We start from the raw sequence: 25,830 nt of genomic DNA on the forward strand, positions 1-25,830 counted from the left end.
AGCGGAAAATCAGGCGAGTGCCGGCATTTCCGCGAGAACCTTCTCCGTTCCGTACAGACGCAGGAAGGCGGTGACCGCCCTCTCCGCCTGACGGGCGGTATCCTTGAGGCCCGGTTCGCCGAGCAGCATGCGCACATGCAGATCGGAGACAACAAGGCCGTAAAGCGTGTGATATGCCTCATCGGCATCATGGAAGCGCAGGAGCCCTGCCCGCTTGCCGGCATCGATCAGCGCCATGGCGCGGCGGTCGATCTGGCGGCGGCCGCGTTCGAGCAAAAGCTTTCCGAGCTTGGAGCCGTCGCGATGAGACTGGCCGATCGCCAGCCGGTTCAACGCCAGCGACACGTCGCCCGCCAGAACCTCCAGCAGATCGCGTGCAAAGATGACGACATGATCGTGCAGGCTGGCCGATGTCAGGCGTTCGCCGTTGCGCTCGAAAGTGCGTACCTTGCTCGCCTGATAGGCGATCATCGCCGACAGCAGGCCGTCGCGGTCGCCGAACCACTTGTAGAGGCTTTCCTTCGAGCAGTTGGCGGCGCGCGCCACACCCGAGGTCGTCAGTGCTTTTTCTCCGCCATCGACGAGAAGCTGCAACGCCTGCTCCAGAACAGCGTTCTGACGCGGCGAAAATTCGCTGGGCTCCAAGGTTTCGACAGACACGATATGCGCTCCCAAATACGTACCGTACCGTACGGTTCGCGACGTCTTATGCCGGAGCCTATAATCGCCGTCAAGCGAAATTCGTTGCTGCAACGCATCAAAAAACAGCGGCTATTCGGCGGCTATCTGCCCGCGCATGGCGTCGATGTCCTTCAGCGGCGGCAGACCGTAGAGGCGGCCATATTCGCGGCTGAATTGCGACGGGCTCTGGTAGCCGACGCGGTAGCCGGCGGTGGCGACATCCACACGCTCGGTCAAAAGCAGGCGCCGCGCCTCGTGCAGCCGCAGCTGCTTCTGATATTGCATCGGCGTCATCGCCGTCACCGCCTTGAAATGGTGATGCAGCGACGAGACGCTCATGCTGACATGATCGGCCAGCGCCTCGATCCGCAACGGTTCGGCAAAATTCGTCCGCAGCCAGGCGACGGCGCGGGCAACCTTGTGGCTCTGGCTTTCCGCCAGCGTCATGTCGAGCAGCCGCGAACCATCAGGTCCCGTCAGCAGCCGGTAGGAGATCTCCTGCTCGATCAGCGGCGCCATGGCGGCGATATCATCGGGATTGTCGAGAAGCCGCAGCAGCCGGGCCGATGCATCGATCAGCTCCGGCGGTGCCGTCTTGACCACCAGGCCGCGCGAATCTTCGGGCGACGGCGTGGCGCGCGAAACCTTGGTTCGCGGCAACAGGTCGCTCAGCTTCTCGCTGTCGATGAACAGCGTGAAGCAGAGATAGGGAACATCGGCCGTCGCCTGCGTCACATGCGAGGCGACAGGCAGATCGAGCGACGTCAGCACATATTGCCCGGCGCCGTAGACATGCACGTCGGAGCCGACCATCAGCCGCTTGCTGCCCTGCAGGACGAGCGAGAAACTCGGCTTGTAGGCCACATGCTGCAGCCGTGTCGGACAGCTGCCCTTGAACACATGCAGGTTCTCGATCGCCGTTTCGGAATTCCCGTCCTTCTTGGCATAACGGGCAATGATCGATGTCATTTCATCGAAGGGGCCAATATGTAACGTCATAACATTACCGTTTATTTTCTTGATATTACGCCTGCGGCGCTTGCCCAAATGATGGGATGGATCGTGCTCTTGCGCAAGGAGATTTGCAGGATCGTACAAAAAGCTTGCAGGATCGCTATACCGCTTTTGATGCGACCCGGGGCATAGTCCGCCATCCCTTCCACCCTCCCTGAAATGAAGGAAACTACCCATGCCCATCGCAAAAGGCTACGCCGCTACCGATGCATCCAAGCCGCTGACGCCGTTCACCTTCGAACGCCGCGAACCCAATGCCGATGACGTCGTCATCGACATCAAGTTTGCCGGAATTTGCCATTCGGACATTCACACTGTCCGCAACGAGTGGAAGAACGCCGTTTATCCAATCGTTCCGGGCCACGAAATCGCCGGCGTCGTCACGGCCGTCGGATCCGCCGTCACCAAGTTCAAGGTCGGCGACCACGTCGGCGTCGGCTGCTTCGTCGACAGCTGCGTTGGCTGCGCCAGCCGCGATGTCGACAACGAACAGTATATGCCCGGTCTCGTCGGCACCTACAACAGCGTCGAAGCCGACGGCAAGACGGCGACCCAGGGCGGTTACTCCGACTCGATCGTCGTCAAGGAAGGCTACGTCCTGTCTATTCCGGAAAACCTGCCGCTCGACGCTTCCGCGCCGCTGCTCTGCGCCGGTATTACCCTCTACTCGCCGCTGAAGCACTGGAATGCCGGCCCCGGCAAGAAGGTAGCAATCGTCGGCATGGGCGGTCTCGGCCATATGGGCGTGAAGATCGGCGCCGCCATGGGCGCTGACATCACCGTGCTCTCGCAGTCGCTGTCGAAGAAGGAAGACGGCCTGAAGCTCGGCGCCAAGGAATATTACGCCACCAACGATGCCGAGACCTTCACGAAGCTCGCCGGCACCTTCGACCTGATCATCTGCACGGTCAGCGCCGAAATCGACTGGAATGCCTATCTCGGCCTGCTCAAGGTCAACGGCTCGATGGTCGTGGTCGGCGCCCCCGAAAACCCGATCCCGGTTCACGCCTTCTCGCTGATCCCGGGCCGCAAGAGCATCTCCGGCTCGATGATCGGTTCGATCAAGGAAACCCAGGAAATGCTGGATTTCTGTGGCGAGCACAACATCGTTTCGGAGATCGAGAAGATCAACATCCAGCAGGTCAACGAAGCCTACGAACGCGTCCTGAAGAGTGACGTCCGCTACCGCTTCGTCATCGACATCGCCTCGCTGGCAGCTTGATTTTTGTGAGGGTGGTGCCAAACGCACCACTCTCATTCCTTTGCTCGTCACAGAGACGAGGGGCGCTAGGAGGACCGCCGCCTTGCAAAAAGCGGAAGCCCGGCCCCCCTAATTCTCCTCCCGCATCGTCTCCTTCTGGGTAATCAGCCGTGCGCTGTGCTGGCCACTGAGATAGATCCACAGCCAGCTCCAGGCGACGGCGAAGCGCGAGCGGGTGCCGATCAGGAAGTAGATGTGGGCAAGGCCCCAGACCCACCAGGCCAGCCACCCCTTCAGCTTGATCCTGCCGAAATCCATGATCGCCGCGCTCTGGCCGATGGTCGCAAGGCTGCCCTGATGCCGGTAGCGGAAATCGCCGGGCGGCTGCCTGCCCGCGATCCGGGCGCGAATGACTTTCGCGGCATAGGCGCCCTGCTGCTTGGCGGCCGGCGCAATGCCCGGCACCGGCTTGCCACCCTCCTGGATCACCGACGCCGTGTCGCCGATGACGAAGACATCCGGCAGTCCCGGCGCCGTCAGGTTCTTCTCGACCACGGCACGCCCTGCCCGGTCGGCCTCCACACCCAGCCATTTCGCCGCCGCTGACGCCTGGACGCCTGCAGCCCAGACGATCGTCCGGCTGGGAATGAATTTCTCGCCGATCGATACGCCCTCGGCGCTGCAATTGGTGACGGGTTCGCGCAGATGCACCTCGACGCCGAGCTTTTCGAGCTCGCGCTGCGCATAGGCCGACAGCTCCTCGGCAAAGGCCGGCAGCACGCGCGGCCCGGCCTCGACCAGCACCACCCGCGTCTTGCGGGTATCGATGTTGCGGAACTCGCCGGGCAAGGTCTTGCGCGCCAGCTCGGCGATAATGCCGGCCAGTTCCACGCCTGTCGGACCCGCGCCGACGATGGTGAAGGTCAGGAGCGCCTCGCGGGCAACGGGATCGGTTTCGACCTCGGCACGTTCGAAGGCGATCAGCAGGCGGCGGCGGATCGTCGTCGCATCCTCCAGCGTTTTCAGCCCTGGCGCCACCGGCTCCCACTCGTCGCGGCCGAAATAGGCATGTGTCGCACCGGTGGCGAGCACCAGCGTGTCGTAAGGTAAGGACATCCCGTTACGCAAGGTGACGGTCTTTGCCGCGGTATCGACACCGGCGACCTCGCCGAGCAATGTCGTTACGTCAGGACGGTTGCCATAGAGATGGCGGATCGGCCAGGCGATCTCGGAGGTGGAAAGGATGGTCGTTGCGACCTGGTAGAGCAGCGGCTGGAAAAGATGATGGTTGCGCCGATCGACGAGCGTGATCGCCGCGCCTGCGCCCTTCAGATCGTTGACGAGCTGCAGCCCGCCGAAACCGCCGCCGACCACGACGACGCGATGTTCGCTCATGACAACCCCCTTGTGCGCCATTCGGCCAACGCCAATGTCGTCAATTCCGCGGGGCTTTCAATGGATGTTTGCGAATAGCTCCCTTGCGCCTACCCGGCATAACCGACGGGAACGGTGGTGCCGCTCTTCAATATCTCCATCGAGATCGATGCCGAGACGTCGAAAAGCTCTATCTTGCGAACGATCTGCTTGTAGATCACGTCGTAATGCTCGACGCGCGGCAGAACGATCTTCAGGATATAGTCGTGATTGCCGGTCAGCCTGTGCGCCTCGACGATCTCAGGAACGCTGCTGATCGCGCTGCGGAAGCTCTCGATCCATTCATCCGAATGATGCGCCGTCTTGATCAGTGCAAAGACGGTGGTCGGCACGCCCATCTTTTCGCGGTCGAGGACAACGATCCGCCGGGCGATATAGCCGCTTTCCTCCAGCCGCTGGATGCGCCGCGAGCAGGCCGAGACCGACAGCGAAACACGCTCCGCAAGATCGCTGACGGATATGCCTGCGTCCGCCTGTAGCAGGTCGAGAATCTTCCGATCGCGATCATCCAACATTGTCAAACCTTAAATTGACGCCGGTTTTTTGCACATTACTGGAAAATGGCGCAAACTCAAAGCCACTTGCTGCAATATCGCCCGAACAATGCAAACATTCGGCGCCACACCTGCGGCATGATTTGCCTATCGAAATCAACAAACGGGAACATGGAAATGCGGACAATCGGCCTGATCGGCGGCATGAGCTTCGAAAGCTCGGCAGTCTACTATCGCCTGGTCAACGAGATGGTGCGCGAGCGCCTCGGCGGCCTCGCCTCGGCCGAAGTGCTGATGCATTCCGTGAATTTCGAAGAGATCGTTTCAATGCAGAAGGCCGGCGATTGGGATGGCGCGGCGCGCCGCCTCGGCGACGTTGCGCTGAAGCTCCAGGTCGGCGGCGCCGACTGCGTGCTGATCTGCACCAACACTATGCACCTGATCGCCGAACAGGTCGCCGCACGCATCTCCGTGCCGCTGATCCATATCATCGACGAAACGGCTTCGGCGCTGAAGGCTGCCGGGCGCAGGCGGCCTCTGCTGCTCGCCACCCGCTACACCATGGAACACGGCTTCTATGCCGACCGCATGAAGAGCCTCGGCGTCGAGATCGCCGTGCCGGAAGCCGAAGACCGCACCATCGTTCATGACATCATCTTCAGCGAACTCTGCGCCGGTAAAGTACTGGATTCCTCGCGCGAAAAGCTGATGCGGATCATCGAACGCGAGATGGCCAAGGGTGCCGACAGCATCATTCTCGGCTGCACAGAGATCTGCCTGATCCTCGACCCGAACAATCTGCCACTGCCGGGCTTCGACACCACAACGATCCATGCGAAGGCTGCGATTGAATTTTCACTGGGTGCCGATCGCAAGCGGGAAGCCGCCTGATGGATACTTGACTCAGTCAACTAAACATTGGACAAGGTCTCCAACAGGAGATCTTGTCCATGACCGATTCAGCGCTCATCGAAGCCGCGCGCGATTTCAACCGCTTCTATACGAACCTGCTCGGCGTGCTGAACAAGGCCTATCTCAATACGCCCTTCACGCTGACGGATGCACGGGTGCTGTTCGAAATCGGCTCGCATGACGGCATCGGCGCCACCGCACTTGCCGCCGATCTTCATCTCGACCCTGCATATCTCAGCCGCATCCTCAAACGCTTCAAAGCCGAAGGCCTGGTCGAGACTGAGGCCGATCAAAGTGACCGGCGCAGCCAGACCGTCCGCGTCACCAGCAAGGGACAGGCGCAATTCCAGGATTTCGGCCGCCGCTCCAATGCCCAGCTGGCCGAGCGTTTCGACCGTCTGGCGGATGGCGAGCCGCAGAGCGTCGTGTCCGCAATGCAGACGATCCGCTCGCTTCTCGATCCCAAGACGCAGCCGCCCGCCCCGGTCATCCGCGCCCACCGCCCCGGCGACATGGGCTGGATCGTCCAGAGCCAGGGCAAGGCCTATGTTGAGGAATATGGCTGGAACATGCGCTTCGAAGGCCTCGTCGCCGAGGTCGCCGGCAAGTTCCTGGCGAATTTCGATCCCGCCATGGAATATTGCTGGATCGCCGAGCGCAACGGCATCAACATCGGCTCGGTGCTGATCACCAATGGCGGCGACGGCATTGCCAAACTCCGGCTGCTCTATATCGACAAGGCGGCGCGCGGCCTTGGCCTTGGCAGAACGCTGGTCAACGAATGCATTCGCTTCGCCCGCGCAAAGAATTACCGGCAGATCTCGCTCTGGACCAACGACATCCTGCATTCGGCGCGGGCGATCTACGTCAAGGCGGGATTCCAGCTTGTCTCCGAGGAGAGACACAGCATGTTCGGCACCGAAGAGAACGGCCAGACCTGGGTGCTCGATCTCTGAAATCAGCCGTCACGAATATTTCGCTTGATTTGGAAACGATCATTTCCTAATTGAGTGAGCCATGAACACGCTCGCCCCCGAAGATATAAGCCGCAGCCGCGGCCGCCCGCGCGAATTCGACATGGACGCCGCCCTCGACAAGGCGCTCGCCGTCTTTTCCGAACGCGGCTACCACGCCACCTCGATCAGCGAACTGACCGAGGCGATGGGGCTGACCTCGGGCAGCGTCTACAAGGCCTTCAAGGACAAGCGCGGCGTCTTTCTCGCCGCCTTCGACCGCTATCGCAAGATCCGGCGCGGCAAGATCACCGAGAGCATGGCGGGTGCCGAGACCGGACGGCAGAAACTGCGCGCCCTGCTCGGCCTCTACGCCGTCTCGTCGCACGGTGAATCCGGCCGCCGTGGCTGCCTCGTCGTCGGCAGCGCCAATGAGATCGCAACCTTCGATCCGGAAGCCGCGAAACGCATCGAGGACGCCTTCACCTCGAATGAGGAATTCATTCTCGACCTCATCCTGATCGGACAGGCCGATGGCTCCGTCGCGCCGTCGATCGATGCTGCATCGGCGGCGATCAGCCTGCTCTGTGTGATGAACGGCATGCGCGTCGTCGGCAAGACCGGCAGCACCGCGGCCGAAATGAACGCCGTCGCCGACACCGCCATGAAATTACTGACCTGACGCCGCCCGCCAAAGCAGGTGGTCTGAACCGACTTTTATACCGATCCTCCCCCAGATCAGCATACTGGAGTTCCCATGAGCATTTCCTCAGCAACGGACGAGACGGCCGCCTCCCCGGCCATCTCGTCCCTGATGACATTTCTGTTTGCAGCCACCTGCGGCCTCGTCGCCGCCAATCTCTATTACGGCCAGCCGCTGGCAGGCCTCATCAGCGCCGATCTCGGCTTCACGCCCGCCGCCACCGGCCTCATCGTCACCTTGACCCAGATCGGCTACGGCCTTGGCCTGCTGCTGATCGTGCCGCTCGGCGATCTTCTCGAAAACCGCCGCCTGATCCTGCTCCTGATCGGCGTCTCCGCCATCGCCCTCATCGGTGCATCCTTCGCCTCGACGCCGGCGCTCTTCCTGCTGGCCTCGCTCTGTATCGGCCTGTCCTCCGTCGCCGTTCAGGTGGTCGTGCCCTTCGCCGCCCATATGGCGCCGGATGCAAGCCGCGGCCGTGTCGTCGGCAATGTCATGAGCGGCCTGCTCTGCGGCATCATGCTGGCACGTCCCTTCGCCAGCTTCGTCGCCGAAGCCTCCTCATGGCACATGGTCTATTACGTCACCGCCGTCTTCATGGTGCTGCTGGTCCTGTTGCTGCGCGCCACGCTGCCGGTGCGCACACCGCATACGAAACTGAGCTATGGTGCGCTCCTCGCCTCCATGGGCCATCTCGCCATGACCTCAAGGGTCCTGCAGCGCCGTGCGCTCTACCAGGCCGGCATGTTCGGCGCCTTCAGCCTGTTCTGGACGACGACGCCCTTGCTGCTCTCCAGCCCGGCTTTCGGCTTCAGCCAGAACGGCATTGCGCTCTTCGCCCTTGCAGGCGCTGCCGGCGCCATCGCTTCGCCGATCGCCGGACGCCTCGCCGACCGCGGCCTGACGAAGGTGGCATCGACGCTTGCCATGGTGCTTGCGATGGTATCGTTCCTCGTCAGCCATTTCGCCACCGACGGATCGACGCTGGCGATCGGCCTGCTGACGGCTTCCGCCATCATGCTCGACTTCGGCGTCACCACCAACCTCGTCTGCAGCCAGCGCACGATCTTCTCGATCAGCGCCGAACATCGCAGCCGCCTCAACGGCCTGTTCATGGCAACATTCTTCATGGGTGGCGCTGCGGGCTCGGCAATCGGCGGCTGGGCCTACGCCACGGGCGGATGGACGATGACGGCCTGGATCGGCTTCTGCTTCCCGGCCTTCGCCTTCCTGCTGTTCCTCACCGAGGGACGCGGCAAGTAAGCCGCGTCTCAGCCTTCCGAGGCATCGAAACGAATTCGGGCGGCGCGAACGGCTTCATGGTTCGCTTCCGCCCAATTCAGCAAAAGCGCCAGCGTCGCGTAGAGCGAGACGCCAAGCTCGGTGATCCGGTACTCGACGCTCGGCGGCTTCGTCGCAAATACCTCGCGCTCGATATAGCCTTCGCGCTGCAGGTCCCGCAGCGTCTGCGTCAGCATGCGCTGTGAAATATCGGGGATCTTGCGTCTCAGTTCACCAAAGCGGTACGGCCGCGCCGCAAGCGCCTCGAGCATCAGCGTCGACCATTTTCCGCCGATCTGCTGCATCATGTCCCTGACCGGGCAATTGCCGAAATCGAGTTGCTCGAAATCGATCTCGCGGCGAACGCCGGAGGCCGGCTTGCTCTTCAGGCTGACGACAGTGCCGCTCATGGCGTGTGGTTCCCTTTTGGTAACGTAGAGCTAAAAAACTGCCTCCTTTACAGAAGGACGTCAATTCCTATTTTAGTGCTAGTCTCTTTTAGAGACCATAAAAAGGATAGATCCATGAGCGATACAATTCTCGTCACCGGCGCCGCCGGTCAGCTTGGCCAGCGCGTTCTCCACCACCTGCTTGAGACCTACAAGGTACCCGCTTCACGGATCATCGCCGCGACGCGCGATCCGTCGAAGCTTGCCGATCTGGCCGCCAAGGGCGTTGCCACCCGCAAGGCGGATTTCGACGAAGCCGCAGGCCTCGTCTCGGCCTTTGAAGGCGCAGGCACGGTCCTCATCATCAGTACCGACGCGCTTGCCGTCCCAGGCCAGCGCCTGAAGCAGCATACGGCTGCCGTCGATTCCGCCAAAAAGGCAGGCGTCAAGCAGCTCGCCTACACCTCGATGCCCTCGCCCGACAAATCGCTCGTCACCTTCGCGCCCGATCATCTCGGCACCGAGAACACCATCAAGGCCAGCGGCATCTCCTACACGATCCTGCGCGACGCCTGGTATTTCGACAATTTCATGCATTCGCTGCCGCATAATCTGCAGGGCGGCAAGTGGTACACCGCCACCAAGGGCGGCAAGGTGCCTTACATCTCGCGCGAAGACTGCGCGCTGGCGATTGCCGCCACGCTCGCTTCCGGCAAGGCTGAAAACAAGACCTACACGCTGACCGGTTCGACCTCCTATTCGATCGCCGATGTCGCCTCCGCCGTTAGTGCCATCACCAGCCGCCCGCTGGATGTCGTTGACGTCAGCGACGAACAGCTTTCCGCCGGCATGACCGGTGCCGGCCTGCCCTCTTTCGTGGTCGAGATGCTGGTGTCTGCCGATGCCAATATCCGCGCCGGGAATTTCGATAGCCTGAGCGGCGACTTCACAACGCTGACAGGCAAGCAGCCGCAGACGCTGCGCAGCTTCATCGAAGAGAACAAGGCAGCGCTCACTGCCTGAGCGAAGCCTGAGAGCCCGCCGTGCACCACCGCGGCGGGCTTTTCAGATCAGATCTTCTGACCGCAGGCGCGGCAGAAGCGGCGTACGGTTTCGGCCATCCCGTATTCCAACGCATCCGCCGTCAGCCCATGGCCGATCGAGACTTCCGCGAGAGCCGGAATACGCTTCACCAGCGGCGGCAGATTGGCAACCGTCAGATCGTGACCGGCATTGACGCCGAGGCCGATCGCCAGCGCCGCATCCGCGGTCTTGCCAAGCGCTTCGAGAATGGGGCCGACCCGCTCAGGGGCGTCGTAGCAGCCGCCATAGGGGCCGGTATAGAGCTCGATCCGGTCGGCGCCGACAGCCTTGGCGATCTTCACCGCTTCCACATCGCCGTCACCATCGGCAAACAGCGACACCCGGGTTCCCATCGCCTTCAGCTTGGCGATCACATCGGTCAGGAAACGCTCGTCCTTGCGGAAATTCCAGCCGTGATCCGATGTCGCCTGTGTCGGATCGTCAGGCACCAGCGTCACCTGTTCAGGCGCAGCGCCGCGGCAAAGGTCAAGAAATTCCTCGGTTGGATATCCCTCGATGTTGAACTCGGCTTCGGGGAATTCGTCGTCGATCAGGTTGCGGATCACCGGCAGGTCGGAGAAGCGGATATGCCGCTGGTCGGGCCGCGGATGCACCGTCAGCCCGCTCGCCCCCGATTTCAGCGCGATACGGCCAAGGCTTTCGACGCTCGGCCACGGCAGATCGCGGCGATTGCGCAGCATGGCGACGGCGTTGAGGTTCACGGAAAGCGTGGTCGGCATGACGATGATCCATTCGATGGCAGATGCGTGCTCCGCTTTTATGCCAATGGCGCCGCCAAGGCCAACGAGATTCGCAGATGGCAGCATGCAAATTCGTGATGCTTCACGCTGCGTGACGCGATCCGTACCGCGAGGAGTATTTCCCGTTCCGCTGGAAGAAACGCTGACGCTCGCGCAAACGGCATCCGGCTATCTTTTCACGGCGTTTCAAGCTTTTCCGCCCGCATTGCTATCCTATTTAAAAACGATTATTTTTAGCACTTACAAAAAAGACCGTTCACGCATAACGTGAAGAATATGTATCGAGTTTAGTACGCCGCGTACTGCTTCCTTCCCCAACGACAAGAACGCCTCGAGGAAAACCCCACTCCGCAGCGCCGTCGAAAGCAACTGGCAACCGCATGAGGTGCAACAGTATGCCCTAGGAGGGTTCATGCCAGACGGTTCCAAACGCATGTTTGCTGCCGCCGGCAACGCTTCGGAGGCCCGGTCGAAATACCGGTTCCTGCCTTCTGCCGCGCTGCCGCCGGATCTCCCTGATGGACCGGTGCCGATCGCCGACATGGCGAATGCATTCGGTGTCACCCACAGGACCTTACATTTCTACGAGGAGAAAGGCCTGCTTTCGGCCAATCGCATCGGCCTGATGCGAGTCTACGGTCAGGACGACGTGATGCGCATGGCCGTCATCAACGTCTGCCGCGAGACCGGCATGCCGATCGCCGTCATCCAGGATCTGATGGATGAGCTGCGCCATGCGCGATCGCAGGAGGAAGCAGAGATCATGTTTCGCGAGGCGCTCGGGGTGCGCAAGCGCGAACTGACGGCCGAAATGTCGACGCTGCACCGCCAGCTGCAGCAGGTCGGCGATCTGCTCGATCTCGACGCCCATGGTGAGATGCCGCCGCTCAACGACAACGAGGATCCCGACGGTCTCTCGGAGAAGGAACGGCGCTGCCTGTCGCTGATGGCCGAGGGCTATTCGACACAGCGGATCGCCAGAGCACTCAGCCTTTCCCATGACGAAGCAAGGGCGCTGGAATCGGCAATCATCCTGAAATTCCGGGCCAACAACCGCTTCCAGGCGATCGCCAAGGCTGTGCTGCTCGGCATCGTCCAGGTCTGAAGACTGTCCACCACGCCGGAACGGCGTCCGCCACGCCTGCCCGCCTATCGCACGATCGTCCCGATCTATCGAACGATGGTCAAAGTCTCGGCTGCGCGGGTGATTGCCGTGTAGAGCCAGCGCTCACGCGTATCGCGGAAGGCCCAGCTTTCATCGAACAGCACCACATTGTTCCACTGCGAGCCCTGCGCCTTGTGGACCGTCAGCGCATAGCCGTAGTCGAACTCGTCGTAGCGCTTGCGGGTGTTCCAGGGGATTTCACCCTCGACATCCTCAAAGGCCTGCTTCAGCAATTTGATCTTCGCAGCACCACGATCCATGTCGTCGTCTTCTGGACGGATCAGCAGGTTGATACCGGGCTTCGTCGTTTCCTTGGAAGACGTCATCACCTGCCAGAGCGAGCCGTTGAGCAGCCCCTTGGCCGGATCGTTGCGCAGGCAGACCAGCTTGTCGCCTGTCTGAGGATATTCGGCATTGAAGCCCTTCAACTCGCGCAGCCGCTGGTTATAGCGCCGTCGCGTCCGGTTGGTGCCGACGAGCACCTGATCGGCCTTCATCACCAGGTCCTGATTGACCTCGTTTTTCGAGATCACCTGCGCGGCGCCATAATCGCCATACATGATCTCATTGCCTTCGCGCACCTGCATCGCAAGCTTGATGATCGGATTGTCGCGCGCCTGGCGGTGAATATCCGTCAGCAGGTAATCCGGATCCTGATTGGTGAAATAGCCCCCACCCGAAACCGGCGGCAGCTGGCCGGGATCGCCGAGCACCAGGATCGGTGTGCCGAAACTCATCAGGTCCCTGCCGAGCGCCTCGTCCACCATCGAACATTCGTCGACGATGATCAGCGCCGCCTTGGCGACCGGACTCTGGCGGTTGATGGTGAACATCGGCGCGATCGAGGTCTTGCCGGTCTCCTCATCCTCCACCGCCTCTTCGCCACGCGGGCGGTAGATCAGCGAGTGGATGGTCTTGGCATTCGATGCGCCGCGCGAGCGCAGCACCTGCGCCGCCTTGCCGGTAAAGGCCGCAAACAGCACGTCGCCATCGACATTCTCGGCGAAATGGCGCGCAAGCGTCGTCTTGCCGGTTCCGGCATAGCCGAAAAGACGGAAGAGCGGCGACCGTCCCTCCTTCAGCCATTTCGAAACGGCCTTCAGGGCTTCATCCTGTTGCGGAGCAAATTGCATGATGCGCGACTTGGCAGGATTCGTGCGCCGGACGCAAGGCGAAAACGCCTCTCAGTTGCGCGATCACCAGATTGAAAGCCGGAGAGCGCGCCTCTAGTCTCGCAGCAGTCCGGCGAAAGGGATTCGAGTGAAGAAAACGGCCGCGTTGTTTCTCCTGACGGTATCGGCATCGATGCCGGTTGCCGCCCATGCCGACTGGCAACCCGTCGAACAGATCAAGACCTATGCGATCTCGGGCACGACAGGCGCCGGGCTGTATCAGTCGATCGGCGAACGTGGCCCGGCGGCCGGCAACGGTCAGGTCATCGCCCACACGACGTTCAAGCTGACATGGACGCGCAAATACGCGGTCCAGCCGGACAAGTCCTGCAAGATCACCGTCGCGCGCCCGAAGCTGATCATCACCTACACATTACCGAAACCATCATCCGCGCTTTCCCCCGCCGTGCAGGCAAGCTGGCAGAGCTTCATCTCCGGCGTCGAGACCCACGAGCGCTGGCATGGCGGCACGATCAAGGAAATGGTCAAGCAGATCGAAGGCTACAGCCTCGGCCTCAGCGCTGCCGACGATCCGCAATGTAAGAAGATCAGGGTCACGCTGCAGCAGCGGCTGGGCGAGCTTTCAGGTTACCAGCGCCAGCAGGGCCGCGATTTCGACAAGGTCGAGATGGGCGACGGCGGCCATATTCAGGGCCTGATCCTGAAGCTGGTCAACGGTCCCTAAACCTCGAAAGCAAGGAGCTGATGTGACGATACCTGACGCAACGCTCCTGACCCGAAGCACCTATTCGGACCGCGCCTGCGCGCCGGAGGAAACGCTTGCCCGCATTGCCCCGCTGCTTCCCCGCTTCGGCATCACCCGGCTCGCCCGCGTCACCGGCCTCGATTGCATCGGCATTCCGGTCTGGAACGCCATCGTTCCCAATGCCCGCTCGATCGTCGTCAATCAAGGCAAGGGCCTGACCGATATCGACGCCAAGGTCTCCGCCGCCATGGAAGCGTTGGAGCGGACCATTGCAGGCAGTCCGGCACTCAGCACCCGGCTTTGCAGCGGCCTGGATCTGACCGCGGCAGGCCACGCCTGGCATCCGCTGAACGAACTGATCGCCACCGGCGCCGCCGATATCGAACCGGACGAGACGATCGGCTGGGTTGCCGGCACAAGCCTCGAGGACGGCAAAACCATTTTCGTCCCGAAGGACGCAATCCTGCTCGACCGGACTATCGGCCATTGCCGCTTCTGGCAATCGTCCGACGGCCTCGCCTCCGGTAACACCATCGACGAGGCACGCCTTCACGCCCTTCTCGAACGGATCGAGCGCGACGCCTTCGCGCTCTGGCAGATGACGCCGCCGAAGCGTATCGAGGCGATTGCCCCGGAAAGCTTCGCCGATCCGGCCATCGGCGCGCTCTACACGAAGATTGCCGCTGCCGGTCTCGCCCTTCGGCTCTTCGACGTGACCAGTGATATCGAGATTCCCTGCATCGCCGCCCTGCTCGGCCCCGGCGATGTCACCGCCGCCAGACATACCCGCTATGTCGACGTCACCCACGGATGCGGCGCCCATCCCAATCCGGTCCGCGCCGCGATCCGCGCCATCACCGAAGCCGCGCAGTCGCGCCTGACATTCATCAGCGGCGCCCGCGACGATATCTTGCCGGAGGTTTTCGAACGCCCGCTTCCTCCCGGGACGCGCGCACTCTTCGCCGCCCCCGTTAGGGAGGTGGTGATGGAGAGGCCTGATCTGCCAGATGGCGCCGCTGCGCTGCTGGCGGGCGTGGTGGGCAAGCTCAGCCATATCGGCCTCGGCCCTGCCATCGCCGTCGAGCTGCACGAACCCGGCCTCGCGATCGCCGTCTCCAAGGTCTTCGTCCCCACGCTGGAAAATCCCGAGGGAGACTGCAAGCACCGTTTCGGCCCGCGCGCGCTCTCGCGGTCGATGGAGTTCCTATGAAGACCGTCTTCGTTGGCCCCACCCTGCCCGATGCCGCAGCGCTGACCGGCGTCCACCTCGATATCCGGCCACCGGCTGCCCAAGGCGATATCCTGACAGCCGTCAGACAGGGCGCAACGGCGATCGGCCTGATCGACGGCTACTTCGAATATGCCGCCCCCGTCTGGCACAAGGAAATCCTCTTTGCGCTCTCCAAAGGAATACCGGTCTTCGGCGCCGCCAGCATGGGCGCGCTGCGCGCCGCCGAATGCGCCGCCTTCGGCATGATCGGCATCGGCGAAATCTATGCGATGTATGCGAGCGGCGCACTGGAGGATGACGATGCCGTCGCCCAGCTGCATGCGCCCGGCGAACTCGGCTACAAGGCGCTCAGCGAACCGCTGGTCAATGTCCTATCGACGCTCGGTGACATGCTGGCGCGCGGCATCATCGATGCGGCCGAGCGGCAGGCGCTGCTGGCCGCATCCCGCGCCATCTTCTTCAAGAAACGAACCTGGCGATCGATCCTCGACGGAACGGCACTTCCCGCCGCACGCTGCAGCGATCTGCTGCAATGGGTGGGCGGCAACGCGGTCAATCAGAAGCGCCGCGATGCCGAGGAGCTGATCGCAGTCCTTTCGGCTTTCACGCCCGGGACGACAATCCTCGCCCGCGATTGGACGTTCGCCCGGACCTCGCTCTGGAACGCCCTTGAAAACGGCATGGAATAAAACGGCGGGCTCGCGTGTCTCATATCCGGCAAGGCAACAAAGCCTGCCGAACGTGAGGAGAGACCGCATGAAAATCGTATCATTCGCAACCGCATTTGCCGTTGCCGCCATGGCTGCGACCGCCGCCTTCGCCGCCGCCCCGGTCCAGACCGTCGAATCCGCCAAGGGCAAGGTTCTTGCCGGCGAAAACGGCATGACGCTCTACACCTTCAAGAAGGACGCGATGGGCACCTCCAATTGCAACGGCGATTGCGCCAAGAACTGGCCGCCGCTCGCCGCCGCTGGCGACGCAAAGGCAGATGGGGCATACTCGGTCATCGATCGCAAGGATGGGACGAAGCAGTGGGCCAAGGACGGCATGCCGCTCTATTTCTGGGTCAAGGACAAGAAGAAGGGCGATGTCACCGGCGATGGCGTCGGCGGCAACTGGGACCTTGCCAAGCCCTGAGTATCCGCGCGTGAAAACACCCGCACCCGAAACCTTCGAGGGCCAGATCCTGGCCCTCCTTCCCTCGCTCAGGCGCTATTCCCGGAGCCTGACCCGTTCCGATAGCGAAGGCGAGGATCTTCTCCAGGACTGCGTCGAAAAGGTCCTGGCCCGCCGTTCGCAATGGCGCGGCCTGAACCTGCGCGGCTGGGCGCTGACGATCATGACCAATCTTTACCGCAACGCCCGCCGCAACGGCCCGCGCAACATGACCGTGGAGCTCGACGCGGCCGAAAGCCTTCCTTCGCCCGCTGTGCCTTCCGATCCGCTGGAGCGTGCCAGGCTGGAGGATGCGCTGAACGGGCTTTCGGAAGAAAACCGCGCCGTGCTGATGCTTGTGGTCGTCGAGGGCTACACCTACAGCGAGGTCGCGGCCGCACTCGATATCCCCATCGGCACCGTGATGTCGCGCCTGTCGCGCGCGCGCCAGCGGGTCGCCGAGAGAATGAAAGCCGATAATGTGATTACGCTTCGGAGACCGAAATGACCGAACCCAACCCGACCGTGACCGAAGCGGATCTGCATGCCTATGCCGACGGCCAGCTGCCCGAAGCCGAGCAAGTCCGCATCGAGGCATGGCTGAAGGACAATCCCGAGGAAGCGGCAGCCGTCGCCGAATGGAAATCACAGAGCGCCGCCATCCAGAAAATGTTCGGCCCTTATGCTGTTGCGAAGCCCGATGACGCCCTGCTCGTGGCGCCGCACAACACTCGCGCGTCATGGCCACGCCGCGCCGCGATCGCCGCCTCTATTGCCGCCGTGTTCGCGACAGGCGCGGTGAGCGGCCACTATGGCCCCGCACTGTTCGAAAAGCCGCAACTGCAGCTCACCGCCTCTGAGACATTGCCGCAGCAGGCTCAGAACGCCTTTCTCGTCTATGCCAGCGAAGTCCGCCATCCCGTCGAAGTCTTCGCCAACGAGGAGGCGCATCTCGCCACCTGGCTCGGCAAGCGGCTGGCAATCCAGAACCTGAAGGTGCCCGACCTGCAGACGCTGGGTTTCCATCTCGTCGGCGGCCGTCTGCTGCCTGTCGATGGCAAGCCGGGCGCGATGTTCATGTATGAGGATCAGGGCGGCGAACGTCTGACGGTTCTAGTCGGCCGCAATGCCGGCAACCACACCACCAGCTTCCGCTTCGCCTCGGCAGATAATCTCGAGACCTTCTACTGGATCGACGGCGAGCTCGGCTACGCGGTGACGGGCGAGATCTCCCGTGACCAGCTGCGCCAGGTGGCCGAGGAATGCTACCGGCAATTCCCGTCCTAAATTCAGCGCAGCGGATCGTTGGCAAGCTCGATCGGCCTGCCATGCGGCGTCGCCTCGGCGGCGCGCTGCCAGCTCTGCTGCAGCGACAGGATCGTCTCACCGTCGGCGACGCCCTTGGTGGCGAGGATCTGCGAGAGCGCCGCCACCCAGCAGTCGAAATAGTCGCTGCCATCGATGGCGCGGCCGGGCTGGTGCAGCTCGGCAGAGAGCGTCTGCGCCCATTCGCTCCAGGTGAACAATCCGCGCTGGTGCAGATGCACGGTCATCGCGAAGGCTTCGGCCGCCCAGGGTTCGGGAAAGACCGGCTCGCCCTCGGCGGATTTCGGCAGCTGCGGCGAGTCCCGCAGCGGTGACACTTGATCACACTGGCTCAAGATAGCTCTCCCAGGCGTCGATCGACACCGTCAGCGACGGGTCTGCGCCCTCGCCCCAGATCTCGCCGCCATCGAAGACAACGGTGTAGATCCACTGCGGGTTCTCGCCTTTTCCGTGCGCATGATCGTCAGGAAAGACGAAGGAGCCCTGCACCGCCTCGACGACACCGGTCTTTGCCCGGGCGTAGCGTGGCAGCCGCGTATGGGTCTCGGGATTGAAGTTCCGCGTCCGCACCCGTTGCCCGGCAGCGAATTTCGCGGGCGCTTCGACCGGCCGGTCGCAGGGTGCGCCCTTTGCCAGGACACCGGCCACCATGTCGGCCTTCAGCACCCGTTTCGGCACGGCGCCGTCGTCATGCTTGTGGCCTTTGGCGATCTCGTCCTGCGCCACGAAACCGTGCCGCTCCAGCAGCACTTCGAGCGCCCGGGTCCAGATTTCGTAATAGCTGGCCGACAGGTAATCGGCCGGCGGGATGCGCTCGCGAGCATGGCGGCTTTCGTCGATCGTCCAGGCGCCGAAGGCACCGCACGAAAGCACCACGCCGAGCGCCCGCTTCTCCCATTCCGCATGAAAATACGGCTCGTTCGGCTCCGGCGCCACCGGCCCGAAGCCCATCTGTCCGCCGAGATCGTGCGGGCCGTTCATGCGACGGCTCCCGGCGCGGACGCAATGCCCGTGCCGATCATCGCGTCGCGGCTGACCAGGTCGGCCAGCGCCTCCTCGCCGAAACCGTCCGTGCCATTGGGACGTTCCGGAATGACGAGGTAACGCAGCTCCGCGGTCGAATCCCATACGCGGACCTTCTTGTCTTCGGGCAGTGACACGCCGAATTCGGCCAGCACGCCGCGCGGATCGATGACGGCGCGCGAACGGTAGGCCGGCGCCTTGTACCAGACAGGCGGCAGGCCGAGCACCGACCAAGGATAGCAGGAGCAGAGCGTGCAGACGACGAGGTTATGCGTCTCGGGCGTGTTGAAGACGGCGCGCATATGCTCGCCCTGGCGGCCCGTGTAACCGAGGCTGGCGATCGCCGCCGTCGCATCGCGCTTCAGCCATTCGGCGAAATCCGGATCGCTCCAGGCCTTGGCCACGACCCGCGCCCCATTGCGGGGACCGATCTTCGTCTCGTAGGTCTCGACGATGGCGTCGATCGCTGCCGGGTCGATCAGCCCCTTCTCGGTCAGCACCGTCTCCAGCGCCCGGACCCGCGCCTGCATGTCGGTGTAGCGGTTGTCGTGATGGTGGTCGTGCCCATGATCGTGGTCATGGTGATGGTCGTGATCATGATCGTGCAAGACGATGCCCTCCGCGATGTCGAACCCTGTTTAGGCCTTTGCGATCCAGCCGCCAAGTCACATCAGGCAAAACTCATTTCAGCATCGGCCAGAGGCTGAGCACCAGAAGCAAGGCCATGGTGATGTTGAACCATTTGAGCCTGACGGGATCAGACAGCCAGTCGCGCAGCGCCGAACCGAAGCCGGCCCAGGTGGAAACGCTGGGCACATTGACCAGCGCGAAAGCCAGGCCGACGATCAGGACGCTGACGACATAGAGATCCGGGTTCGTGTAGGTCGCCATTGCCGTGACGGCCATCACCCAGGCCTTGGGATTGATCCACTGAAAGGCCGCGGCCGACAGGAAGGACATCGGCGCAGCACTTGTCTTGCCCTCGCTCAGCGAGCGCGACGAACCGATCTTCCAGGCGATCCACAGCAGATAGGCGCCACCGGCGAATTTCAGAACCGTGTAGAGCGCCGGAATCGTATGGAGGACCGCACCGAGCCCCAGCCCGACGGCCAGCAGCAGCGACAGGAAGCCGGCGCCGATGCCCAGCATATGCGGGATCGTCCGGCGGAAGCCGAAATTCACCCCCGAGGTGAACAGCATCATGTTGTTCGGCCCCGGCGTGATCGACGTCGTGAAGGCAAACAGCACCAGCGCTGCGAACGTATCCAATGGCATCGACGTCCTCCCGGAAGGACCGGCTTTTTTGCGGCCCCTTATTTAGGTCAGTATAACTGTCCTAATTTTCCTGTTCCACCAGATCATTGTCACCGTGACAGGATTGCTTGAAAGATGGACTATCAGCGCAATCTCCTCAACTGCATCAGGAAAGGCAGAGCCATGCAGGAAGACATCATCCCGGCCATCGCGTTCCCGGATGGCACCGAAGTCCCGGCCCTTGGCCAGGGTACCTGGAACATGGGCGAGCGCGCTTCCGAGGCCGACCGCGAGATCACGAGCCTGAAGGCCGGCATCGAGCTCGGCATGACGCTGATCGATACCGCCGAAATGTATGGCGAAGGCGGCGCCGAGCGCATCGTCGGCCGCGCCATCAAGGGGCAGCGCGACAAGGTCTTCGTCACGAGCAAAGTCTATCCGCACAATGCCAGCCGCACCGGCACGATCGAGGCCTGCAACCGCAGCCTCTCGCGCCTCGGCATCGACCGCATCGACCTCTATCTGCTGCACTGGCGTGGCGAATATGCACTCACGGAGACGGTGGAAGCCTTCGAAGAGTTGATGGACGCCGGAAAGATCGGCGCCTGGGGCGTTTCGAATTTCGACACGGACGATATGGAGGAGCTCTTCTCGGTCCCGGGCGGCCGCAGATGCGCCGCCAATCAGGTGTTCTTCAATCTGGCGCGCCGCGGCATCGAATACGACCTCCTGCCCTGGTGCCAGAAGCACGGCGTCCCCGTCATGGCCTATTCGCCGATCGAGCAGGGGCGCATCCTGCACAATCCGGAGCTGATCCGTATCGCCAAGGCCAATCAGGCGACACCGGCGCAGATCGCGCTTGCCTTCGTGCTGGAACGCGACGGCGTCATCGCCATCCCCAAGACATCGAGCGCCGAGCGCGCCGCCGAGAACCGCGACAGCGTCACGCTCGATCTCAGCGATGAGGATTGGGCAGCACTCGACAAGGTCTTCCCTCCACCCGGACGCAAATCTTCGCTGGAGATGCTCTGACCGATCGTGGGAAAATGAAAACGCCCGGGCCAAAGACCCGGGCGCTCTCGAATTTCGCCGATCAGCGTCAGGCTTACATGCCCTGCGCCCCACGGTTCATCGCCGCAATGCCGGTGCGGCAGACTTCGATGAGGCCGAGTGGCTTCATCACCGAGACGAACTGGTCGATCTTCGAGGACTTGCCGGTGATCTCGAGAATGAAATGATCGACTGTGGCATCGACCACCTTGGCATGGAAGGCATCGGCAAGGCGCAGCGTCTCGGCGCGTGCATCGCCGGAGCCGACGACCTTGATCAGCGCCACTTCACGCTCGATCGGCCGGTCCTGGCCGAGTTCGCGGGCCCGCACCGTCAGATCGACGACGCGGTGAACGGGAACGATGCGTTCCAGCTGCGCCTTGATCTGCTCCAGCACCTGCGGCGTGCCGCGCGTCACAACGGTGATGCGCGACAGATGCGCCTGATGCTCGGTTTCCGAGACCGTCAGGCTCTCGATGTTGTAGCCGCGGCCGGAAAACAGGCCAATGACCCGGGCAAGGACGCCCGGCTCGTTGTCGACGAGGACCGAAAGCGTGTGGCTCTCGGCGGCAGCGGTTTCCGGCGAAATGAAGTAGGCGGAACCGGTCGGCTGTAGGTGTGCGTTCATTGTCTTCTTCCTCTACTTCAGATCAAACGAGCGCACGGCCCTTGGCATCGATGGCATTGGCGACCGCTTCGTCTGTCGCTTCGTCCGGCAGCAGCATCTCGTTATGCGCCTTGCCCGACGGGATCATCGGGAAGCAGTTAGCGAGATTGGCAACGCGGCAATCGAAGATGACAGGCTTCTTGACGTCGATCATTTCCTGGATCGTCGCATCGAGCTCGCTGGGCTTCTCGCAACGCAGGCCGACAGCGCCGTAGGCTTCCGCCAGCTTGACGAAATCAGGCATCGCTTCGGTATAGGAGTTGGACAGGCGGTTGCCATGCAACAGCTGCTGCCACTGGCGGACCATGCCCATATACTGGTTGTTCATGATGAAGATCTTGATCGGCGCCTCATACTGGATCGCCGCCGACATTTCCTGGATACACATCTGGATAGAGGCATCGCCGGCAATGTCGATGACCAGGCTCTCCGGATGGGCGATCTGGACGCCGAGTGCTGCAGGCAGGCCGTAGCCCATCGTGCCCAGGCCGCCCGAGGTCATCCAGCGGTTCGGCTTTTCGAAACCGTAGAACTGCGCTGCCCACATCTGGTGCTGACCGACTTCGGTGGTGATGTAGGTGTCGCGATCCTTGGTCAGCTCGTAGAGCCGCTCCAGCGCATATTGCGGCATGATGACGTCGTTGCTCTTGGTATAGGCAAACGAGTTGCGCGCGCGCCAGCGGTTGATGTCGGCCCACCAGTCCGCCGTCTGGCTCTTCGCCGGCTTGTTCGGCAGCGCCCGCCACAGGCGAACCATATCCTCGAGGATACTGCCGACGTCGCCACGAACAGGGATATCGGCGCGGACGTTCTTGTTGATCGACGACGGGTCGATGTCGATATGGATCTTCTTCGAGTTCGGCGAGAAGGCGTTGAGGCGGCCGGTGATGCGGTCGTCGAAACGCGCGCCGATGCAGACCATGACGTCGCAATCATGCATCGCCATGTTAGCTTCGTAGGAGCCATGCATGCCGAGCATCTTCAGCCAATTCTTACCCGATGCCGGGTAAGCGCCGAGACCCATCAGCGTCGAGGTGATCGGGAAATCGGTGAGCTCGACCAATTCGCGCAGCAGCTTGGAGGCTTCCGGACCGGAATTGATGACGCCACCACCACTATAGATGATCGGACGGCGCGCCGTCGCCATCAGCTCGATCGCGGCGTGGATCTGGTTCAGGTCGCCTTCGAGCTTCGGCTGATAGCTCTTCTGAATGATATGCGCGGATGGCGGCGTGTAGGTGCCGGTCGCAAACTGGATGTCCTTCGGAATATCGACCAGAACCGGACCCGGGCGGCCGGACTGCGCGATGCGGAAGGCTTCATGAATGATCGCCGCCAGCTGGTTGACGTCCTTGACCAGCCAGTTGTGCTTGGTGCACGGCCGGGTGATGCCGACGGTATCAGCTTCCTGGAAGGCGTCGGAGCCGATCAGCGAGGTCGGAACCTGACCGCTGAGGCAAACGAGCGGAACCGAATCCATCAGCGCGTCCTGCAGCGGCGTAACGGCGTTCGTCGCACCCGGACCCGAAGTGACCAGCATGACGCCGACCTTGCCGGTGGAGCGCGCATAGCCTTCGGCCGCATGGCCGGCGCCCTGCTCGTGGCGCACCAGGATGTGCTTGATCTCGTCCTGCTGGAAGATCTCGTCATAGATCGGAAGCACGGCGCCACCCGGATATCCGAAGATATGCTCGACGCCGTTGTCCTTCAGCGCCCGGAGTACGATCTCCGCTCCCGTCATCCGATTGCTGTCTGCCGTCTGGTTGTCCGTGCCCGTCATTTTTCTGTTCCGTTTTGACTGCTGGGATTGAAGTTTGTGGTCGGCAAGCCTGAATTTCAGGCATAAAAAAAGGCCCCTTAGGGAGCCTGTCATCTAGCGCATGGGTGGCTACCGCCGGATGGTTACACCATCCTGCCCATGCGCTTTCCCACCACAATAAGAATTGCTGCTATTTTCATGGGGGCAATTGATAGACAGAAAATTTCGTAGCGTCAACGCCAGCCGAAATAAAAAACCGTCCTGCTGGAAAGCCTTTCCTACAGGTTCTCACCCTCCAGAATTAAGGGCCGGAACCATTTGTTAAAAGATAAATCATATCTTTGTCCGCTAACGCAGGGAGTAGGCCGTTGCGCAACAACGACTTGCAGACGTCAGGTAAAGCCGGCGAGCATGACCGCCGCGATATGGGGAAACGGGGAAACCGTTTTCTCGGCCGTGTCGTCGCGTGCAGCGGATCCCGCACAACAATCGCCGCCGTCGCCGAAGCCGGCGGCACTGATCTTACCGAACTCTGGTCTGTTGGACGATTGATTTCGATCAGCGTCGGACGCAATCGCGTCGTCGCCCTCGTCTATCAGATGAATACCGGCTCCCACATGTGGGGTGAAGGCGAGGATAACGGCTTCAGCATCGAGGCCGAACTGCTGGGCGAAGTGCGCGTCGAAGAAGACGGACGCGAGGAGTTTTCCACCGGCATCTCGCGCTACCCCTATCTTGGCGCCGTCGCCCACCGCATCCGCTCGGCCGACCTGATGCGGATCTACGATGCAGGCGTAGGTACCACCGCTGTGATCGGCAATCTGACCCAGGACGAAAGCATCGACGCGGCGATCCACGTGCCCTCGATGCTGTCGAAGCATTTCGCCGTCGTCGGCTCGACAGGCGTCGGCAAGTCGACCGCCGTTTCGCTGCTGCTCAACAAGGCGATCGAAGCCGATCCGAAGCTGCGCGTGCTGATCCTCGACCCGCACAACGAGTTCGCAGCCGCCTTCCCCAAACATTCCGTCGTCATCGACACCGATACGCTCGACCTGCCCTTCTGGCTGATGCGGCTGGAGGAATTCGCCGAAGTGGTCTTCCGCGGCCGTCCGCCGGTTCCCGAAGAGCTGGACATGTTGCGCGACATCATGCCGGACGCCAAGCGCGCCTTCCGCGGCAGCGACAGCTCGCTGGTGCGCCGCACGACGGAAAAGAGCTCGATCACCGCCGATACGCCGGTTCCCTATCGCATGGCCGATCTGCTGGCGCTGATCGACGAACGCATCGGCCGCCTGGAAGGCCGCGCCGAAAAGCCGTTCCTGCGATCCCTGAAGATGCGCATCATCGCGGCGATCAACGACCCGCGCTATCACTTCATGTTCTCCAACAACACGATCTCCGACACGATCACCGAGACCGTGGCACAGATCTTTCGCATTCCGGGCGAAGGCCGCCCGATCTGTACCTTCCAGCTTTCCGGCATTCCCTCCGAAGTCGTAAATTCGGTCGCCTCGGTACTCTGCCGCATGGCCTTCGAAGTCGGCCTCTGGAGCGAAGGCGCGATCCACATGCTCGTCGTCTGCGAAGAGGCGCACCGCTACATTCCGGCAGACCCGACGCTAGGCTTCGTTCCGACAAGACAGGCCATTGCCCGTATCGCCAAGGAAGGCCGCAAATACGGCGTGTCGCTCGGCATCATCACCCAGCGCCCCGGCGAACTCGACCAGACGATCCTGTCGCAGTGCTCGACGCTGTTTGCCATGCGTCTTGCCAACGACCGCGACCAGGAAATCATCCGCTCGGCGATCCCGAATTCGTCGATCTCGACGACAAGCTTCATCTCCTCGATCGGCAATGGCGAGGCCATCGCCTTCGGCGAGGCGATCAGCGTTCCGATGCGCATGCGCTTCTCGCGGGTGCCGGAACACCTGCTGCCGAAAGCCAATGGCGCCACGGCCAAACATTCGGACGACGATCCGGATACCGTCGATCTGCGCAAGATCGTCAGCCGCATGCGTGCCGTCAGCGGCGCTGCAGGACCTGACATCTCGTCGTTCCAGAATAGCTTCAGCGCCGCGATGCAGAGCGACATGTTATTCGACGACGAGGAGCCGCCGGAAGGGCAACCCTATCCGCAGCCGGTCACAGCACCTCCGATGTCGCCGTCCGATCCTTACCGGCCGGATATGCTGCCGCGAGCCTACGCATCTCAGGATCAGCAACCGGCAGCCGCCGGATCGATCGACAGCCGCCTTGAAGCGCTGCGGCGCGAGATACGCCGGGAAGAGGCCAGCCAGCCCCGCGTATTCGGCAACCAGGAACCGGCCCCGTCGATCCGCCGGGAGCCAGGAACATCGCCACTGCGCGAAAGCATTCTCAAGAAGCCGCTGAGCAGCCTCTACAAGAAGGACTGATT

Annotated in this window: 29 protein-coding genes; 16 read left to right on the plus strand and 13 right to left on the minus strand. The window is 62.3% G+C overall.

Annotated features, from left to right (window positions below; genetic code table 11):
* Nucleotides 1–9: 9 nt before the first annotated feature.
* Both AC1DIJ_RS05160 and AC1DIJ_RS05165 read right to left on the minus strand, forming a co-directional pair.
* Nucleotides 10–675 (minus strand): TetR/AcrR family transcriptional regulator, encoded by a 666-nt coding sequence (locus tag AC1DIJ_RS05160; protein ID WP_310294738.1) that lies wholly within the window; start codon nt 673–675, stop codon nt 10–12.
* Between the two features lie 96 nt (nt 676–771).
* On the minus strand, nt 772–1,680 hold the full coding sequence (locus AC1DIJ_RS05165) for an AraC family transcriptional regulator (RefSeq protein ID WP_112387058.1): 909 nt from the start codon (nt 1,678–1,680) through the stop codon (nt 772–774).
* A 190-nt stretch (nt 1,681–1,870) separates the two neighbouring features.
* Here AC1DIJ_RS05165 and AC1DIJ_RS05170 point away from each other — a divergent pair, with 190 nt between their 5' ends.
* A complete protein-coding gene (locus tag AC1DIJ_RS05170; RefSeq protein WP_112387057.1) occupies nt 1,871–2,917 on the plus strand; it encodes an NAD(P)-dependent alcohol dehydrogenase in 1,047 nt (348 codons plus the stop codon).
* 108 nt (nt 2,918–3,025) lie between these two features.
* Here the strand turns inward: AC1DIJ_RS05170 and AC1DIJ_RS05175 are convergent, their stop codons facing one another.
* Nucleotides 3,026–4,291 carry an NAD(P)/FAD-dependent oxidoreductase gene (locus AC1DIJ_RS05175; protein ID WP_112387461.1) on the minus strand — a complete coding sequence of 422 codons (1,266 nt, stop codon included), beginning with the start codon at nt 4,289–4,291 and terminating at the stop codon, nt 3,026–3,028.
* A gap of 89 nt (nt 4,292–4,380) precedes the next feature.
* Nucleotides 4,381–4,845 carry an Lrp/AsnC family transcriptional regulator gene (locus AC1DIJ_RS05180; RefSeq protein WP_112387056.1) on the minus strand — a complete coding sequence of 155 codons (465 nt, stop codon included), beginning with the start codon at nt 4,843–4,845 and terminating at the stop codon, nt 4,381–4,383.
* Nucleotides 4,846–5,001: 156 nt separating this feature from the next.
* Between AC1DIJ_RS05180 and AC1DIJ_RS05185 the strand changes: the two genes are divergently transcribed.
* From AC1DIJ_RS05185 to AC1DIJ_RS05200, 4 genes are all read left to right on the plus strand, one after another.
* Nucleotides 5,002–5,715, plus strand: a complete 714-nt coding sequence (locus AC1DIJ_RS05185) for an aspartate/glutamate racemase family protein (protein ID WP_112387055.1) — start codon at nt 5,002–5,004, stop codon at nt 5,713–5,715.
* Nucleotides 5,716–5,774: 59 nt separating this feature from the next.
* Nucleotides 5,775–6,692, plus strand: a complete 918-nt coding sequence (locus tag AC1DIJ_RS05190; protein ID WP_112387054.1) for a helix-turn-helix domain-containing GNAT family N-acetyltransferase — start codon at nt 5,775–5,777, stop codon at nt 6,690–6,692.
* 61 nt (nt 6,693–6,753) lie between these two features.
* Nucleotides 6,754–7,371 (plus strand): TetR/AcrR family transcriptional regulator, encoded by a 618-nt coding sequence (locus AC1DIJ_RS05195; protein ID WP_112387053.1) that lies wholly within the window; start codon nt 6,754–6,756, stop codon nt 7,369–7,371.
* Between the two features lie 75 nt (nt 7,372–7,446).
* On the plus strand, nt 7,447–8,655 hold the full coding sequence (locus tag AC1DIJ_RS05200; RefSeq protein ID WP_112387052.1) for an MFS transporter: 1,209 nt from the start codon (nt 7,447–7,449) through the stop codon (nt 8,653–8,655).
* A gap of 8 nt (nt 8,656–8,663) precedes the next feature.
* Here the strand turns inward: AC1DIJ_RS05200 and AC1DIJ_RS05205 are convergent, their stop codons facing one another.
* Nucleotides 8,664–9,083, minus strand: a complete 420-nt coding sequence (locus AC1DIJ_RS05205; RefSeq protein WP_112387051.1) for a winged helix-turn-helix transcriptional regulator — start codon at nt 9,081–9,083, stop codon at nt 8,664–8,666.
* Nucleotides 9,084–9,197: 114 nt separating this feature from the next.
* Between AC1DIJ_RS05205 and AC1DIJ_RS05210 the strand changes: the two genes are divergently transcribed.
* Nucleotides 9,198–10,085, plus strand: coding sequence for an SDR family oxidoreductase (locus tag AC1DIJ_RS05210; protein ID WP_112387050.1), 888 nt, complete (start codon nt 9,198–9,200; stop codon nt 10,083–10,085).
* Between the two features lie 47 nt (nt 10,086–10,132).
* Here AC1DIJ_RS05210 and AC1DIJ_RS05215 read toward each other — a convergent pair whose 3' ends face one another.
* Entirely contained in the window at nt 10,133–10,885 is a 753-nt protein-coding gene (locus AC1DIJ_RS05215; protein WP_112387460.1) for a pyridoxine 5'-phosphate synthase, read from the minus strand.
* On the opposite strand from AC1DIJ_RS05215, the gene AC1DIJ_RS05220 reads away from it, so the two are divergent.
* On the plus strand, nt 10,884–11,177 hold the full coding sequence (locus AC1DIJ_RS05220; RefSeq protein WP_148194310.1) for a hypothetical protein: 294 nt from the start codon (nt 10,884–10,886) through the stop codon (nt 11,175–11,177). The genes AC1DIJ_RS05215 and AC1DIJ_RS05220 overlap by 2 nt on opposite strands.
* A gap of 141 nt (nt 11,178–11,318) precedes the next feature.
* A complete protein-coding gene (locus AC1DIJ_RS05225; RefSeq protein WP_112387049.1) occupies nt 11,319–12,011 on the plus strand; it encodes a MerR family transcriptional regulator in 693 nt (230 codons plus the stop codon).
* 65 nt (nt 12,012–12,076) lie between these two features.
* Here the strand turns inward: AC1DIJ_RS05225 and AC1DIJ_RS05230 are convergent, their stop codons facing one another.
* The gene (locus AC1DIJ_RS05230; protein WP_112387048.1) at nt 12,077–13,204 is read right to left on the minus strand and encodes an ATP-dependent DNA helicase; all 1,128 of its coding nucleotides are present in this window, start codon (nt 13,202–13,204) and stop codon (nt 12,077–12,079) included.
* A 172-nt stretch (nt 13,205–13,376) separates the two neighbouring features.
* Here AC1DIJ_RS05230 and AC1DIJ_RS05235 point away from each other — a divergent pair, with 172 nt between their 5' ends.
* The 6 genes from AC1DIJ_RS05235 (at nt 13,377) to AC1DIJ_RS05260 (ending at nt 17,622) form a co-directional block, all read left to right on the plus strand.
* On the plus strand, nt 13,377–13,928 hold the full coding sequence (locus AC1DIJ_RS05235) for a DUF922 domain-containing protein (RefSeq protein ID WP_112387459.1): 552 nt from the start codon (nt 13,377–13,379) through the stop codon (nt 13,926–13,928).
* Between the two features lie 22 nt (nt 13,929–13,950).
* Entirely contained in the window at nt 13,951–15,159 is a 1,209-nt protein-coding gene (locus AC1DIJ_RS05240) for a YcaO-like family protein (protein ID WP_162705948.1), read from the plus strand.
* The gene (locus AC1DIJ_RS05245; RefSeq protein WP_112387047.1) at nt 15,156–15,869 is read left to right on the plus strand and encodes a TfuA-like protein; all 714 of its coding nucleotides are present in this window, start codon (nt 15,156–15,158) and stop codon (nt 15,867–15,869) included. The genes AC1DIJ_RS05240 and AC1DIJ_RS05245 overlap by 4 nt, the downstream gene beginning before the upstream one ends.
* 67 nt (nt 15,870–15,936) lie before the next feature.
* The gene (locus AC1DIJ_RS05250; protein ID WP_112387046.1) at nt 15,937–16,317 is read left to right on the plus strand and encodes a COG4315 family predicted lipoprotein; all 381 of its coding nucleotides are present in this window, start codon (nt 15,937–15,939) and stop codon (nt 16,315–16,317) included.
* A gap of 10 nt (nt 16,318–16,327) precedes the next feature.
* Complete coding sequence (locus AC1DIJ_RS05255; protein ID WP_112387045.1) at nt 16,328–16,843, plus strand: RNA polymerase sigma factor; 516 nt, start codon at nt 16,328–16,330, stop codon at nt 16,841–16,843.
* Nucleotides 16,840–17,622, plus strand: a complete 783-nt coding sequence (locus AC1DIJ_RS05260; protein ID WP_112387044.1) for an anti-sigma factor family protein — start codon at nt 16,840–16,842, stop codon at nt 17,620–17,622. The genes AC1DIJ_RS05255 and AC1DIJ_RS05260 overlap by 4 nt, the downstream gene beginning before the upstream one ends.
* A gap of 2 nt (nt 17,623–17,624) precedes the next feature.
* Here the strand turns inward: AC1DIJ_RS05260 and AC1DIJ_RS05265 are convergent, their stop codons facing one another.
* The 4 genes from AC1DIJ_RS05265 to AC1DIJ_RS05280 form a co-directional block, all read right to left on the minus strand.
* The gene (locus AC1DIJ_RS05265) at nt 17,625–17,996 is read right to left on the minus strand and encodes a nitrile hydratase accessory protein (protein WP_112387043.1); all 372 of its coding nucleotides are present in this window, start codon (nt 17,994–17,996) and stop codon (nt 17,625–17,627) included.
* A complete protein-coding gene (nthB, locus tag AC1DIJ_RS05270; RefSeq protein ID WP_112387042.1) occupies nt 17,983–18,642 on the minus strand; it encodes a nitrile hydratase subunit beta in 660 nt (219 codons plus the stop codon). The genes AC1DIJ_RS05265 and nthB overlap by 14 nt, the downstream gene beginning before the upstream one ends.
* Complete coding sequence (nthA, locus tag AC1DIJ_RS05275; RefSeq protein ID WP_112387041.1) at nt 18,639–19,292, minus strand: nitrile hydratase subunit alpha; 654 nt, start codon at nt 19,290–19,292, stop codon at nt 18,639–18,641. Before nthA ends, nthB begins: the two co-directional genes overlap by 4 nt.
* Nucleotides 19,293–19,365: 73 nt before the next feature.
* Nucleotides 19,366–19,959, minus strand: coding sequence for a LysE family translocator (locus AC1DIJ_RS05280; RefSeq protein ID WP_112443972.1), 594 nt, complete (start codon nt 19,957–19,959; stop codon nt 19,366–19,368).
* A gap of 162 nt (nt 19,960–20,121) precedes the next feature.
* Between AC1DIJ_RS05280 and AC1DIJ_RS05285 the strand changes: the two genes are divergently transcribed.
* Complete coding sequence (locus AC1DIJ_RS05285; protein WP_112387457.1) at nt 20,122–20,970, plus strand: aldo/keto reductase; 849 nt, start codon at nt 20,122–20,124, stop codon at nt 20,968–20,970.
* A 73-nt stretch (nt 20,971–21,043) separates the two neighbouring features.
* Here AC1DIJ_RS05285 and ilvN read toward each other — a convergent pair whose 3' ends face one another.
* Nucleotides 21,044–21,616, minus strand: a complete 573-nt coding sequence (gene ilvN / locus AC1DIJ_RS05290) for an acetolactate synthase small subunit (protein WP_112387039.1) — start codon at nt 21,614–21,616, stop codon at nt 21,044–21,046.
* A gap of 22 nt (nt 21,617–21,638) precedes the next feature.
* The gene (locus AC1DIJ_RS05295; protein ID WP_112387038.1) at nt 21,639–23,435 is read right to left on the minus strand and encodes an acetolactate synthase 3 large subunit; all 1,797 of its coding nucleotides are present in this window, start codon (nt 23,433–23,435) and stop codon (nt 21,639–21,641) included.
* A 347-nt stretch (nt 23,436–23,782) separates the two neighbouring features.
* Here AC1DIJ_RS05295 and AC1DIJ_RS05300 point away from each other — a divergent pair, with 347 nt between their 5' ends.
* Nucleotides 23,783–25,828 carry a helicase HerA domain-containing protein gene (locus tag AC1DIJ_RS05300; protein WP_112387037.1) on the plus strand — a complete coding sequence of 682 codons (2,046 nt, stop codon included), beginning with the start codon at nt 23,783–23,785 and terminating at the stop codon, nt 25,826–25,828.
* Nucleotides 25,829–25,830: the final 2 nt, after the last annotated feature.

The organism is Rhizobium sp. 10N427, assembly GCF_056394605.1.